13 protein-coding genes and 1 riboswitch are annotated in these 14601 nt (G+C 58.5%); of the genes, 6 read left to right on the top strand and 7 right to left on the bottom strand.

Going from position 1 to position 14601, the window contains the following annotated elements; translation table 11 throughout:
- Positions 1-21 precede the first annotated feature (21 nt).
- Positions 22-1728 carry a phosphomethylpyrimidine synthase ThiC gene (thiC, locus tag ADB02_RS00510; RefSeq protein ID WP_048732939.1) on the bottom strand — a complete coding sequence of 569 codons (1707 nt, stop codon included), beginning with the start codon at positions 1726-1728 and terminating at the stop codon, positions 22-24.
- Positions 1727-1848: riboswitch (TPP riboswitch) on the bottom strand. It overlaps the preceding gene by 2 nt.
- Positions 1849-2232: 384 nt before the next feature.
- Here thiC and ADB02_RS00505 point away from each other — a divergent pair.
- Positions 2233-2763, top strand: a complete 531-nt coding sequence (locus tag ADB02_RS00505) for a hypothetical protein (protein ID WP_241482348.1) — start codon at positions 2233-2235, stop codon at positions 2761-2763.
- Positions 2764-3253: 490 nt separating this feature from the next.
- Here the strand turns inward: ADB02_RS00505 and ADB02_RS11685 are convergent, their stop codons facing one another.
- Positions 3254-3421, bottom strand: a complete 168-nt coding sequence (locus tag ADB02_RS11685) for a hypothetical protein (protein WP_232250618.1) — start codon at positions 3419-3421, stop codon at positions 3254-3256.
- Positions 3422-4307: 886 nt separating this feature from the next.
- Here ADB02_RS11685 and ADB02_RS11680 point away from each other — a divergent pair.
- From ADB02_RS11680 to ADB02_RS00490, 3 genes are all read left to right on the top strand, one after another.
- Complete coding sequence (locus tag ADB02_RS11680; RefSeq protein ID WP_224784042.1) at positions 4308-4607, top strand: hypothetical protein; 300 nt, start codon at positions 4308-4310, stop codon at positions 4605-4607.
- Between the two features lie 239 nt (positions 4608-4846).
- Positions 4847-6343, top strand: coding sequence for an MFS transporter (locus ADB02_RS00495; RefSeq protein WP_049189338.1), 1497 nt, complete (start codon positions 4847-4849; stop codon positions 6341-6343).
- The gene (locus ADB02_RS00490) at positions 6330-6875 is read left to right on the top strand and encodes a TetR/AcrR family transcriptional regulator (protein ID WP_049189337.1); all 546 of its coding nucleotides are present in this window, start codon (positions 6330-6332) and stop codon (positions 6873-6875) included. The genes ADB02_RS00495 and ADB02_RS00490 overlap by 14 nt, the downstream gene beginning before the upstream one ends.
- A 6-nt stretch (positions 6876-6881) precedes the next feature.
- Here ADB02_RS00490 and ADB02_RS00485 read toward each other — a convergent pair whose 3' ends face one another.
- Positions 6882-8084, bottom strand: a complete 1203-nt coding sequence (locus ADB02_RS00485) for an alpha/beta hydrolase (protein ID WP_049189336.1) — start codon at positions 8082-8084, stop codon at positions 6882-6884.
- A 387-nt stretch (positions 8085-8471) separates the two neighbouring features.
- Here ADB02_RS00485 and ADB02_RS11435 point away from each other — a divergent pair, with 387 nt between their 5' ends.
- Entirely contained in the window at positions 8472-10061 is a 1590-nt protein-coding gene (locus tag ADB02_RS11435) for a Re/Si-specific NAD(P)(+) transhydrogenase subunit alpha (protein ID WP_049172684.1), read from the top strand.
- A gap of 6 nt (positions 10062-10067) precedes the next feature.
- Positions 10068-11543 (top strand): NAD(P)(+) transhydrogenase (Re/Si-specific) subunit beta, encoded by a 1476-nt coding sequence (locus ADB02_RS11430; protein ID WP_049189335.1) that lies wholly within the window; start codon positions 10068-10070, stop codon positions 11541-11543.
- 49 nt (positions 11544-11592) lie between these two features.
- On the opposite strand, the gene ADB02_RS00470 is transcribed toward ADB02_RS11430, so the two are convergent.
- The 4 genes from ADB02_RS00470 to ADB02_RS00455 form a co-directional block, all read right to left on the bottom strand.
- Complete coding sequence (locus tag ADB02_RS00470) at positions 11593-12060, bottom strand: GNAT family N-acetyltransferase (protein ID WP_049189334.1); 468 nt, start codon at positions 12058-12060, stop codon at positions 11593-11595.
- 87 nt (positions 12061-12147) lie between these two features.
- Positions 12148-13032 carry a biotin-dependent carboxyltransferase family protein gene (locus ADB02_RS00465; RefSeq protein WP_049172680.1) on the bottom strand — a complete coding sequence of 295 codons (885 nt, stop codon included), beginning with the start codon at positions 13030-13032 and terminating at the stop codon, positions 12148-12150.
- An 18-nt stretch (positions 13033-13050) separates the two neighbouring features.
- The gene (locus ADB02_RS00460; protein WP_049189333.1) at positions 13051-13704 is read right to left on the bottom strand and encodes a 5-oxoprolinase subunit B family protein; all 654 of its coding nucleotides are present in this window, start codon (positions 13702-13704) and stop codon (positions 13051-13053) included.
- A gap of 71 nt (positions 13705-13775) precedes the next feature.
- Positions 13776-14549 (bottom strand): LamB/YcsF family protein, encoded by a 774-nt coding sequence (locus ADB02_RS00455; protein WP_049172677.1) that lies wholly within the window; start codon positions 14547-14549, stop codon positions 13776-13778.
- Between the last annotated feature and the right edge of the window lie 52 nt (positions 14550-14601).

The following is a 14601-nucleotide window of genomic DNA, read 5'->3' as shown; positions in this document are numbered from 1 at the left end:
CAGCAGCTTTGAGGCAACCAATTACTCCGCGGTAATCGGCAGGTAGACGCGACCACCCTGATCAGCGAACTCCTGGGACTTCTCAGCCATGCCGGCCTCGATAGCTTCAACGGAGTCCAGGCCGTGTTCCTTCGCGTAGTCCTGCACATCCTTGGAAATACGCATGGAGCAGAACTTCGGACCGCACATGGAACAGAAATGCGCGGTCTTTGCCGGCTCTGCAGGCAGAGTCTCGTCGTGGTAGTCCAGCGCAGTGTCCGGATCCAAGGCCAGTGCGAACTGGTCATGCCAACGGAACTCGAAGCGGGCCTTCGACAGCGCGTCGTCACGCTCCTGAGCGCGCGGCAGCCCCTTTGCCAGGTCAGCGGCGTGCGCGGAAATCTTGTAAGTAATCACGCCGACCTTGACGTCGTCGCGGTTCGGCAGACCCAGGTGCTCCTTCGGCGTGACGTAGCAAAGCATGGCGGTGCCAGCCTGCGCAATGATTGCCGCGCCGATAGCCGACGTGATGTGGTCATAGCCCGGCGCGATGTCGGTTGCCAGCGGGCCGAGGGTGTAGAACGGAGCTTCCTCACACCACTCCTCTTCCCACTTCACGTTGTCAGCGATCTTGTGCATCGGAACGTGGCCTGGGCCTTCGATCATCACCTGGCAGCCGCGGGACTTGGCGATCCTGGTCAGCTCGCCGAGGGTCCGCAGCTCAGCCAGCTGGGCCTCATCGTTAGCGTCGGCAATGGAGCCCGGACGTAGGCCGTCACCGAGGGAGAACGTGACATCGTACTGTGCCAGAATGTCGCACAGCTCAGCGAAGCGCGTGTAGAGGAAGCTCTCCTGGTGATGCGCGAGGCACCATGCGGCCATAATCGAACCACCGCGGGAGACAATGCCGGTAACGCGGTTGGCGGCCAGTGGCACGTAGCGCAGCAGCACACCCGCGTGAACGGTCATGTAGTCCACGCCCTGTTCACACTGCTCAATAATGGTTTCGCGGTAGATTTCCCAGGTCAGCTTGGCCGGGTCACCCTTGACCTTCTCCAGCGCCTGGTAAATCGGCACCGTACCAACCGGCACCGGGGAGTTACGCAGAATCCACTCGCGGGTTTCGTGAATGTCCTTACCAGTGGACAAATCCATGATGGTGTCCGCGCCCCAACGGGTCGCCCACACCATCTTCTCCACCTCTTCGGAGATGGACGAAGTCACAGCCGAGTTACCAATGTTGGCGTTGATTTTGGTGGCAAAGCGCTTGCCAATAATCATCGGCTCGGTCTCCGGGTGCTTGTGGTTGGCCGGAATCACGGCGCGCCCCGCAGCAACCTCTTCGCGCACAACTTCCGGATCCACATTTTCACGAGCGGCAATGAATGCCATCTCTGGGGTGACAATTCCCGCACGAGCCCATGCCAGCTGCGTCTTGACCTTCGGGGCGTCCTCAGACCCCGCAACCGCCGGCACCGCCGGAGCCTTCGGCCAAGAGTCACGAGTCTTAGCCAACCCCTCCTTCAGATTCAGTTCCGGGTTTTCCTCAGTGTAAATACCCGAGGTGTCGTATGCATCGAAGTGAGTGCCGTCCGTCAGATTGATTCGACGGACTGGAATGCGCAGGTTCGCCTCACCGAAATCGTTGCTAAACGCAACCTCGTCGTAATGCTTGTTGCTGCGGTAAATCGGGCCAGTTGTAACCTCGCCCTCTTTCGGTGGAGCGGATACAGATACACGTGCGGCCATGAAGCAACACATCCCTTTCCTACGCTGGTATTACCCAGATTCAGGTTCGTCCGGTCGACGCTCGATCCCTAGCGTCCTCTCAGTGCCGGAATTTCGGTTGGCACTCCCGTGGTTTTGTAATGCGCCTCATAGTCTAACCAATCGTTCGGATTACTTCGGTCATTACACCCGCGCTGTCCACCAACGCTTAACGACGCCCCGGAGAACGCACCCCAAAGGTGCAGGTGGTGGCTACGCAGAGGCGTCGTTTTGCACGGCGACCGCGTTGTCCACACCCCCTAAAAGTTATCCACAGCCGGTCTATTTTTTCGGCTTCTCAGCAAGCGCAATTGCGACCGCGGTGTTATATCTTTCTCACACAAATTCTTTGGGGAGGGAAAATTGAAAAAGGCGACTACTGCCGCCCTACTGTCAGCACTTCTATGGGGAATAACGGGGACTAGTTGCGCATCGACCGAGGCATCCGGCGAGGACGTTCAACCTGTCGGCGACAATGCGACAACCATGACTACTGACTCGGGCGTGACGTTACCTGCGGGTGTGCTTCCACCCAACAATCCGCCGGAGCCCGGTGATGCTCCACTTGGTCCCGATGGGCACTACAACTACGACGCACCCGAATTCGTCCTGACCAATCCGTGTGACGACCCTGCGATTATGGGGCGTTTAGACAGGCTGGGGTTCCAGGAGCAGACGTACATGGAGGGCCGAATCGAAGGTAATAAACAGATTGGCTGCGTTATCGAATCCGACGCTTCCGGCCTGTTGAGCATCTGGCATGCCGCGGTCGCTCACTCGCAACTCGAGCGCTACAGTGCCGAGCCTTTGGCTCATCACGAAGGAATTTTCAATTGGGTGACATTCACTCAAACAGAACCGCTCGGAAGCTCTGCCTGTATTGCTTCTGTCGAAACAGAACAAGGGGCTCTCGGATTCGTTATCGACACAACCGGACAAGATAGCCCTGACCCACAGCACCGACGATGCGCTCCTGTAAATGAGCTGTTAATTGATTACTTGGGGGAAGAATCATGATGCATGCCGTAATTCCAACAATCGACTCTGCAATTCAGAAGTTCAGTATTACGAATGTTCTAGCAAGCGGTTCCAGATTTATGCAGCCCAACTTGGCCGGCTACTCACAGGTTCCGTCACTCCAGCTGGTGGCGACAGAACACAGTCTCGCAATTTCCGGCAGTTCAGGAAGCTCTGCCGCCGTCGGCTTGTCTCTGGGCAAACAACTCACCTGGGCGCAAACGAATCTCGCTGACTTCCGTCGCGTGATTACTGAACACGAATCCACCATGAATCGGATTCTTCGAAGCATTAACCCGTTCAATGGTGACGGCGCTTCCCTTGCTGAAGTAGCGCGAACAAGCGGTGTATTTCAGCGTCGGCCGATGTTTGAAGCTGGAAGTCTCACTTTCGCGCCAGTCACTCTTTCTGCGGAACTTGGTCTCGATGCGAAGTCCCTACTATCCATGTTTTCCTCGACAAATGACGGTGCCGTAGCCGAGGCAATCGCCTACTGGAACAACTTCGCCGACACTATGACCACGTTGGCCAGCAATCTAACCTCCATCTCATCCGGCTTGGTGTCGAGCAACAGCGGTGCTGTTTTCTCTGCTGCGGATACGACAATGAAAGGTCTGGCCGCACGCGCTACCAGCATCGCCACCGCATCGGAGGTCATGGCCGGGCACCTTGCCGTATTGCCATCTGTGAAAGCGATGGCCGTCAATGCACTATCAGCGATCGAAGCCGAATCCAAGGCACTCCCAAACCCTGGCGCGCAAAAGGCTTTTGAACAGGCCGAGGTAGCAGCCTTTCTCTCTGGTCCGTATACCGCACAGCTACAGACAGCTATTCCCCGAATTCCTAACCTGGTTTCTGCCGATGCGGGAAGTGGTGTGACTGCCGAGGTGTCCGTTGGGGCCACAGTCGCCGGGCGTTCTGGAACTAGCCAGTTCAGCCTTTCGCCTGCGGGGATGACTGGAAGCATGCAGGCCGCCAGCACACCAGTTGGTGCCACCTCAACTGTTCCGGATTCTCCAACACCACAATCCACATCCGCGAGCCCTTCCGCTCCTTCGCACGTGCAACCGAGCACTTCGACTTTGTCGAACCCCACAAATCCGTCTGCTGCCCCTGTGCACCCAGCATCACTTAGCAGCCCAACGAGCTCCACAATCTCGCCAACATCCCCGACCGGTACATCAACCATGGCTCAACCGAGCACGGCGAATCCAGCCATGGTCACCCCTTCGGGAGCGAGCGCCCCACTTCAACGCACATCACCGCAAGGAGTCTCGCCTTACGGAGTTCACGGCAACCGGCCGGCTGGCCCTCTCGGCGCAGGACGCACTGCGGGGCTCACACCAGCGGGCAATATCCCGGCACTGCCGCCTTCTGGAAACGCAAGCCCCCGTCCACCGGCCTCGGGACTTCCGACTTCGAGTCCTGGTCGTATGCCAGCGCCAACAGCGTGGCGCGGGATGGGAACCGGCTTGGGTCCCGGGGTTGCTGGTTCTGCCTTGCCAAACGCCTCGAATAGCCCTTCACAGCGCGGAAGTGGATTGATGAATTCCCTAATCAGCGCACGCAACAGTACTGCTACCGGAGCTACGGGTGCTGCTGGCGGAACCGCGGGCGCCGCTGCTGGAAACCGTGGCGCAGGGTCTTTCGCGGCCACCACTGCGGGCAGCCGTGGCGGACTGCTCCAAAAGGGCTCCGCACCGTCGGCACGCAAACTGACAAACGTGGCCACCATCAGGGATAACGATGCCGGCGCTTTCGAGCAGAACGAATACCAGAAGGAGCTTTTCGGGGATGCGCCAATTACTATCCCGGCGGTGATTGGTCACAACGTCCGATCGTAAAGCTCCGACCGTAAGCCTCCGAGCATAAAGTCAGCGCGCAAAAGCTGATCTTTACCCGCTCGGGCACCACGGGGGGATCGAACGGCGTCCGTGAATTCGTAACTCAACAACGCCTTCAACTTAGACACTTTTTCACCGGCACTTTGGGCGGATTAGCTTACTTTTGTTGAAGTTTTAGACCCAAATCGGCGCGCCTCCAGAAGTTGTAACTAAACCGAACGTTCGTTACAGTTACTGGAATGACAAGTACCGACCACGCCGCTTCCACGGGGGCTAATCCGCCCACTCCAGTCACCCACAGGTGGGTCTTCCTCGCTATCATCAGCGCCGGCCTACTACTCATCGGCATAGATAACTCGGTGCTCTACACTGCCCTGCCAGTTCTGCGCGAGCAGCTCCACACAACCGAACTCGAGGGCCTGTGGATCATCAACGCCTACCCACTGGTGATCTCCGCGCTCCTCCTCGGCACAGGCACTCTGGGCGACCGCATCGGTCACCGCAAGATGTTTCTTGTGGGCCTGACAATCTTTGGCTTCTCTTCCCTGGCCGCGGCCTTTGCGCCGCACGCCTGGGCGCTGGTCATCGCCCGCGGCTGTCTAGGACTGGGCGCCGCGACCATGATGCCAGCAACCCTCGCACTGCTACGTGAGACCTTCCACCACCCTCGTGAACTTGCCACGGCTATTGGCATTTGGTCAGCCACAGCAACACTGGGTGCCGCCGCTGGCCCCGTCGTCGGCGGTTTCCTGTTGGAGCACTTTTGGTGGGGCTCAATCTTCCTTATCAACATCCCTGTCGTAGTTTTCGCAATCATTGGCACGCTGATTTTCGCTCCACCAAATCAGCCCAACCCAGCCAAGCGCTGGGATTTTCTCACCAGCCTCTACGCGATGCTGGCCATGCTGGGCCTGGTTTCGCTTATCAAGGAACTCGCTGGTCATCGCTCCTCCACCGTCATCGTCGCAGCTATCGCCTGTGGGCTAGTGGGCGCGGTACTGTTTCAGCGTCGTCAGGCACGTCTTACCGAACCCCTCATCGACTTTTCGGTCTTCCGTTCGCCGATGTTTTCCGGTGGCGTGCTGGCAGCAGCGCTTGCCATGTTTGTCCTGGCAGGCGCCGAATTGATGACGACGCAGCGCTTCCAGATTTCCGTCGGATACACACCACTCGACGCGGGCTTGCTAGTTGCCACCGCGGCACTGGCATCCTTGCCAGTTGGTGTCATCGGCGGCATGGTGCTCCATCGAGTGGGTTTCCGCACACTCATCACCGGCGGCTTCCTCCTCAACGCCGTCGGACTGACAGGCATGTACTACGGCGTTTCCTCGGGCAATTTCTCAATCATGATCGCGGGATTGATACTGCTCGGCGCGGGCGCAGGTTCTGTGATGTCGGTGTCGTCGACCGCGATTATCGGCTCAGCCCCGAGGCCAAAGGCAGGTATGGCGGCGGCGATGGAATCCGTGTCGTACGAATTCGGCACACTGATCACCGTCGCAATCACAGGCAGTCTCCTGCCTATGTTCTACGCCCTGTTTACGCCTGTCGACGCCAGCATCTCACTCACCGATGCACTTCACACGCCAGCGCTTAACGACGGCGCCCGCGCCGGCCTCGACAGTTCCTACCTGGCCATTTTGATTATCCTGGCTGTCGTTGCTGTCATTGCAGCGATTGCGACTGCGGTGACATTCCGCGGCAACCCGAAGGAGACTGAATATGCGCACGAGTAAGCGCACTGCCATCCTCGACACAATCGTTGAGATTATCGAGACAAGCGGTTTTTCCGAGGTCACCTACGAAAATGTCGCAACTCAATGCGGAATGAGTAAATCAGGGTTGATTTACCACTTCCCCTCCCGTGAAGACATGATCCGCAGCGTCCATGAGCACATGGCGCAGTTATGGGAGGAGGAGCTTATCGAAGCCGCAGGTGGGCCAGCAGAGGAGGTATCCCCCGCCAACCGCCTACGCGCAAACCTCCAGGTCTCGCTGGATACGGCAACGAGGGCCGAGCTACTCATGTCCATCGACTCTGCCGCCGACCCGGAGCTACGCGAGATTTGGACGCGCCTTTTGCGCCGGTGGAATCCGCCGGTAGAACGGATTGCCACCGACCAGGATGCCTGCATGGCCTACGTTGTCCAAATGATTTCCGATGGACTCTGGGCTAACGACTACCTCAACGGCAATCAGCTCACGAAAGCGCAGCGCAAGGCAATCGCCGAGGCCGCGGCAAAGCTAATTCCAGAGTCGATGGAGTAGCCAGCTCTAGACGCCCTTGCGCTGAACGTCCTTGAGCTCGGAGTCAGTGGCCAGGCCATAGTTGGCACCCTCATAGACAGCCTTTGCTCGACTCGTTCCGGCGAGCACATACTCGCTAAAGGACAGCACCATCGAGCCGAGCACATTCTTGGACGGATCATCCAGGTAGGTGCCGTGGTAGGAACCGGTGACTACCGCTTCCCAGGCGGGCCCTGCAGCATCGCGGTAACCACGTCGATCGGCATCAAAAGGAACGATGTCCTCGTGCTCAGCAATGGCCACCAGGCTTGGAATCTCCGGCGGGGTGGAGATCAGCCCAGCGTCGGAAGGCCCTGGGGTGATGGCAACCAGACCACGGGTGACCATATCGATGCCCGCAGCCTGGAAGGCCTTATCCATCCTGTTGTTCAGGAAGATTGCGGAGCCACCACCTGCAGAGTGCCCGACCAGCATCGTCCGGGAGAAATCGATCTTGCCTGCAAGTGGCGTGGACTCGTCCTCATTGGCCGCTGCGGCAACTGAAGCTGCCAGCACCATCTGTGGCGCGAACCAGTTGGTGAAGTTGTAGCCGAGAGCCACGACATATCCGTGGCTTGCATAGAGTCGCGCTTGCGCGTCGTACATACCTGGCTCAGTACCAATGCCAGGGCTCAGAACCATCAGCGGCGCGGACTCCATGGAGTCGATATCCGCCGGGTAAATGAGCTGCGCGCCAACTGGGGAGGCGTTGGCCGATTCCGGCAATACGTCATAGCAGCCGGTGGTGCCGTGGAGACCGTGGAGGTCCCGCAGCACGCGGTTGTAGATGGTGTAGACGACACCATCACATGGCATTGCTTCACGGGTTGCGGCAACTGGGTGGGAGCCCATCGCTCCGAACTCCTTGCGCAGGTGCCCCGCCTCTGGGGCGAACGGCTCGGTGATATGGCCACTTTCACCACCGGAGATGGCGCGGTTCACACCACCCATGACATCCACTAGACCACCGCCAATTTTGTCCACGGTTTCCGAGTTCTGGTAGTCAACAGTGCTTTCACGTGCAGTGATGTCCGGCAGCTGACCAATGCGCGGTGCCGCCTGCGCTGGCACCTGTCCGCCGAGAACCACTCCAGCTGCGAGCGAGAGAGCAACCACCTTCGAGAACGTACGCCCCTGCCCTTGACGGGATACCGACACGGGCTTTCCGGCCGCCCTTAGTGAACCAATCATCGTTTTCCTTAACTCTTGCCAAGAACCTAGGAATACGAATTTACCTAATACGTAAATACATACGTAAAGACAGAAATAGCCTCCCCCATCTTTCACCCCTCAAACAATCATTCAGAGCGCTGAAAATGTTCACTCTCGCCCAAAATTAACACCACCACCCCCATTTCCTACCCCCTTTCCACGAGTGCACAAATTCAGAAAACCCACCTCACCACCGTTACCCACATATTTTTATTACCTTTTTCCACAAACGCCTCCGCTGCCTCCCCACCAGCGCATACCTTATTGACACCAAGGACAAAGTGGCCACGCCCACACTCACTGTTAACCGACAACCGAGTGCGCATGGCCCTTAATAAAACCCCCGAACAGAAAAGAACTCCCACAATGAGAATCGGCATCCCTTTAGAACCCGATCCCCAGCAAACAATTGTGGCTGCGACCCCGGAGACCGTCGGCAAACTCGTCAAGCTTGGCTACGAGGTCGCCGTGCAGGCTGACGCCGGCCTGGCTGCTAAGTTCACCGACGCGGACTACGAATCCGCCGGTGCCACCATTGTCGACGAGTCTGTCTGGCACAGCGATATCGTCGTAACGCTCGACACTCCGCCGGAGCAGTTCCGTGCACTGCTTAACGACGGTGCCATGCTGATTAGCCGACTTGCGCCAGGCCGAAACGAAGAACTGGTCGAAGAGCTCGCGCAACGCAACATCACTGCCCTTGCTATGGATGCAGTTCCCCGCATTTCCAGGGCACAGTCGATGGACGTGCTGTCGTCGATGGCAAACATCGGCGGCTACCGCGCAGTAGTCGAAGCGGCTTCTGCATATGGTCGCCTCTTCACTGGTCAGGTGACTGCTGCAGGCAAGATGCCACCAGCTACCGTTTACGTCATCGGCGCTGGTGTCGGCGGACTTGCGGCGATCGGTACGGCCAACTCGATGGGCGCGATTGTCAAGGCAACAGACCTGCGCCCTGAAGCCGGTGAGCAGGTCGAATCGATGGGTGCAGAGTTCATCCCGATTCCGGCCGCCGCCGAGAAGTCCGAGGATGGCTACGCCAAGGAAATGACCAATGATCAGGCTGCCGCTGCCGCGAAGCTCTACTCCGAGCAGTCCGCGCAGGCTGACATTGTCATTACCACCGCGAATATCCCTGGCCGTCGCTCTCCACTGCTGCTGACTGCTGCCGATGTTGCAGCTATGAAACCAGGCAGCGTCATCGTCGACATGGCTGCCGCCGGTGGCGGCAACTGCGAGATGACCGTTCCAGGCAAGACCATTGTCACTGACAACGGTGTGACCATCATCGGTTACACCGACCTTGCAGGACGTCTGCCCGCGCAGGCATCGTCGCTGTACGGACAGAACATTTTCAACCTGTTCAAGCTGATTACGCCGGAAAAGGATGGCTCTCCGGTTCTCAATCTCGAGGATGAGATTATCCGTGGCATCACGGTAACAAAGGCTCGCCCACAGAATGGCGCCGGCGCTACCGGAGCTGAGATTCTCTGGCCACCACCACCAATCAAGGTCGCTGTCACCCCTGCTGCCCCACTGCAGGAGCAGCAGGCCCACCAGGCCGCATTAGAAGAGAATGCACCGGAGAAGGTTTCCTTCATGGGATCGGGCCTGGGCTCGAAGATTGCTCTGGGCCTGATGGCACTGCTGGCAATTGTGGTTATGCTCAGCGCACCGCACAGCGTGAGCGCCAACTTCATGGTTCTCACCTTGGCTATCGTGCTTGGCTTCTACGTAATCTCCGCGGTCACGCCGCGCCTACACACACCGCTGATGTCTGAGACCAACGCGATTTCCGGCATTGTTCTGGTGGGTGCGATTCTCCAGGTGGGAAGCTCCAACCTGCTGGTTTCAGGTCTCGCGTTCGCGGCCATCGTGGTTAGCTCCATCAATATCTTCGGCGGTTTCGCCGTCACCGACCGCATGCTTGGCATGTTTGTGAAAGAGGAGGCATAAAGTCTAATGGCTAGCATTGATACTGCTTCGCTTCTGGACTGGACCTACCGCCTGTCCAACGTCGGCTACATTGTCGCCGCCGTCCTGTTCCTCGCTGCCCTCTCGGGCCTGTCCAAGCCGGAGACCGCTCGCCGCGGTAACTCCTTCGGTATCGCCGGTATGGCTGTAGCCGTCGTCATTGCCATCTTCCAGGCACTCGTGACCGCAGACACCAAGCCGGATACTCACTTCTCGCCGCTGATTACCCTGATTCTCATCGCTGTCGCTATCGGCATCGGTGGTGTCATCGGTATCAGTCGCGCACGCCGCGTTGCCATGACTGGCATGCCGCAGCTGATTGCACTGTTCAATGGTCTGGTCGGACTCGGCGCTATCTTCATCGGCTTCAACTCCTACATTTTCGCCGAAGATGTAGCCCCCGATGCCCTGAAGTTCCACTTCGGCGAGGTCTACATTGGCGTCTTCATCGGCGCTGTGACCTTCACTGGCTCCATCGTCGCAGGCCTGAAGCTGTCTGAGAAGATCAAGGGCTCGCCACTACTGCTGCCGGGCCGCAACGCTCTGAACATTGCCATTCTGGTAGTCACTCTGGTTCTCCTGGCTGTCTTCATCGCAACCGGCACCGAGGGCGGCGCCATCGCATGGGCATGCATGATTGCAGTCACTGCTTTGGGCCTGTTCTTGGGCTGGCACCTGGTCATCGCCATCGGTGGCGGCGACATGCCGGTTGTCGTGTCCATCATGAACTCGTACTCCGGTTGGGCCGCCGCTTTCACCGGTCTCATGCTTGGCAACCCGCTGCTCATCATCACTGGTGCGCTGGTTGGTTCCTCCGGCGCCTACCTGTCGTACATCATGTGTGAGGCCATGAACCGCTCCTTTGCCAACGTTATTCTGGGTGGCTTTGGCTCCGAGGCTTCGTCGGGAAGCGCCGTGGAAGGCTCCCACACCGAGGTCAGCCACGAGGACACCTCCGAGATTCTGCGTGATGCAGACAAGATCCTCATCGCTCCGGGTTACGGTATGGCTGTGGCACAGGCTCAGTACGCTGTTGCTGACCTAGTCCGTAACCTGCGTGAGGCCGGCAAGGAAGTGGTCTTCGGTATCCACCCAGTCGCTGGCCGCCTGCCGGGTCACATGAACGTGCTGCTGGCTGAGGCCAAGGTTCCCTACGACATCGTGCTGGAGCTGGACGAGGTCAACGATGACTTCGCTGATGTGGATGTCACCCTGGTCATCGGTGCAAATGACACCGTCAACCCGATGGCAGAGCAGCCGGGCTCCCCGATTGCGGGTATGCCGGTGCTGAAGGTGTGGGAATCTGAGCGCGTGATTGTTCTCAAGCGTTCGATGGGTTCGGGTTACTCGGGCGTGCAGAACCCGTTGTTCTTCAACGAAAACACCGACATGCTTATCGGCGATGCGAAGGCCAGCGTCGACTCTCTGAACCGCATCCTGGCGAGTTCGAAGGTCAACGCTTAAAACTTCAGGCAAGCAACGCCGTACTAATCGGAGCCTAGGCGATTAATTCCTAGGCTTCGCCACAGGCTGCATCACGAACCATCGTGATGTGCTCAATGCCGGCTTCCATGAAGGTCTCCCCGATCTCATGGAAGCCGGCTTTTGCGTACACAGCCTTCGCCTGCGTCTGGGCATGCAGAATCAGCCCCTTATCCGGGTGGTCAGCGATGACCTGCTGCAGCAGTTTCGAGGACAACCCCCTACCCCGGCTCGCAGCATCGACGACAACTCGGCCGATGGTGCGCGGGTAGCTCGACGAGTACTCATCGAGCGTGTCAATCACACGCAAGTACGCAATAATCTTGCGGGAGTCATTGTCGTCGCGGATGAAATAGTGCTCTGCGGTATCTTCCAGGTCGCGCCAATCCATTTCCGGCTCTGTACAGGACTGCTCAAGATAAAACACGTCGGTACGCAACGCCGAGATGGCATACGCATCGGTCGCACTGAGTTGAGAAAAGGAGGCGTGTTCAATCATGGTGGCTGATTTTACTGCGAAGAACGGTGTGACGCTCATAGCTGGCAAACGTAGTGGCGCACCATCGCGCAGAATGAAGCCGCAGACCTATACCGCCCGCACCCGGCGGAATTGTACCTTCGCGCCGGGCACCAATTGCCCGGCCCTCGACAATGACGGCTCCGTCAACACACCAATGACCGGATATCCACCCGTCGCCGGATGATCAGGACCGAAAATAATCGGCTGCCCCGATGCGGGCACTTGTATCGCACCGGGGACCATTCCCTCGCTTGCCAACTCATGGGTGACCTGGCGCTCAAGAGTAGTCCCATTCAGCCGAAGTCCGACGCGGTTGGCCTCTTGCGTCACGGTCCATGTCTCGTGAAAGAAATCACTGACGCTTTCCCGCGTAAACCAGTCCGCCCGAGGGCCAGGAACAACATCTAAGCGCGCAGCCTCGCTCGACCAATGAGGCGCGGGATAAATTGCGATTGACGACCCCGTCGAATACTCCGGGTCGCCGACCTGCAAGACCTGACCGGCCTGCAAAGGCGCTGGGCCGAGCTTGCCGAGCGTATCGTATGACCGCGAGCCCAGCACTTCCGCGACATCGATGCCCCCTCGAATCGCGACGTACCCGCGAAGACCTGCATCGAAGGTACCAAGCCGCACAATTGCCTTCGCCCCGACCACAATTCGACTATTCATCGAGGTCTTGATGACCTTGCCATCCTGCTCGACAGTCACCTCACCGTGGGCTCCTGCGAAGGATATGATTGCTCCCTCCGCTACTTGGAACTCCAACCCGCCGACGACGCACTCAAGCACCGCCAGGCTTTCTTCGTTGACAACCATCCGGTTAGCAGCTGCCGCGGACTCGTGGTCGAACGCACCGGAAGTACTCACGCCCAGGCTGCCTTGCCCTGCACGGCCCAAATCCTGAATCGTCGTCAATATGCCGGGTCGAATAATCTCGATAGAATTCTTCATCTCTTCCGCCCCCTTTTTCTACGCCGCACTCACCGTAGAAGTCGCTTCAAATTGCACCTCAACCCCGGGCTCAAGCAGCGCCGGATTAGGCCGATTCAAGTCCCACATCTCCACATCTGTATGTCCCAAGAGCTGCCAGCCACCGGGCGAATCGATGGGATATACACCTGCGAATTGGCCCGCGAGTCCGACGGAGCCCTTGGGAACTCGAGTGCGCGGCGTCGTAAGGCGGGGAATATCAAGCGGCTCTGGCCACCCCTGACCGCTCCCGCGCACCATGTAATAAAAGCCCGGCGCGAATCCACCGAACGCGGCCTTCCAAGGGCGTTCGCAGTGCCAATCGATCAACGCTTGAGGGCTCATCCCAAGGCTTTGTGCCAAGGACTCAAGGTCCGCGCCGTCATAGTGAACGGGAATCGTCATTGTTTTTCGCTTGTCGACGGTCTGCTTCTGCGCATTGTTGCCCCGCAGCGCGGTTTCTACTGCGCCGAGGTAACGACGAGCCGGTCCGCGAAAGCGAAGAAGGAGCGTTTGGGCTGCAGGTACCCTGTCAACGAGTCCCTCAATCTCAGCCGCAGCAGAGTGTGCACGAAGTACCTTCGCCAACGGATTGGCCGATGATGAATAGTCGATAAGCAGCGCATTTGTTCCCATAGGGCGAATCTCGGCCATGGCGGTGCTGATCCTTTCTTTCTTGCGGGGTTGAAAAACTGCGGTTGATAAGACCGGTGTGCGAGTCCGCGCTATACGTGGGCAGCGACGGTGACTCCGGCGTCGACGAGCCCTTGGCGAATCATACGGGAGAGTTCGACCGCACCAGGGGTGTCTCCGTGCAAACAAATAGAGTCAGCCTGCACGGTCAACGGTGAACCGTCGTAGGCGACGATTGGTTCCCCGCTAGCCATTGCAATGACGCGTTTGACGACGGCATCGGGTTCTACAATGACCGACCCCTCGAGTACTCGGGACACCAGAGTTCCATCGGAGTTATAAGCGCGATCTGCAAAAGCTTCCCTAATCACAGGGAGGTCCGCGTCGAGGCTGAGCCGTTCGATGACCGACCCCGGCTGCGCCATAATGGCAAGCTCATCTCCGCAGGTGGAGCGAGCGAGCAGGAGCGCCTCCACCACTGCAGCGGCCTGATTTTCATCCACTGCGATGCGGTTGTAGAGGGCACCGTGGGGCTTGACGTAGGAAACTTCGGTACCCACCGCCCGTGCACATGCCGAAAGTGCACCGATCTGGTAGACGGTTTCGGCCCGCAATTCTCGATGTGCGTAATCCATGCGACGTCGTCCGAACCCGGGGAGATCGCGATAGGCGACGTGCGCGCCGATGCGAATTCCGCGCGCAGCAGCTGCCTCACAGGTCTCCATCATGACGCTAGCGTCACCCGCGTGATACCCGCAGGCAATATTGGCACTGGTCACAATGTTCAGCAGAGCGATATCATCACCCATCTTCCACGAGCCGAACGCTTCCCCAAGGTCAGAGTTGAGATCGATAGTGGCGCCCATAAACGTCACCGCTCCTTCCAAGTAATAATGCTGGTCTTTGTACCGTTGTTAT

The organism is Corynebacterium sp. 212_CJEI (genome assembly GCF_001055915.1).
GTDB lineage: Bacteria > Actinomycetota > Actinomycetes > Mycobacteriales > Mycobacteriaceae > Corynebacterium > Corynebacterium jeikeium_D.
This window is presented reverse-complemented; position numbering and strand designations above follow the sequence as displayed.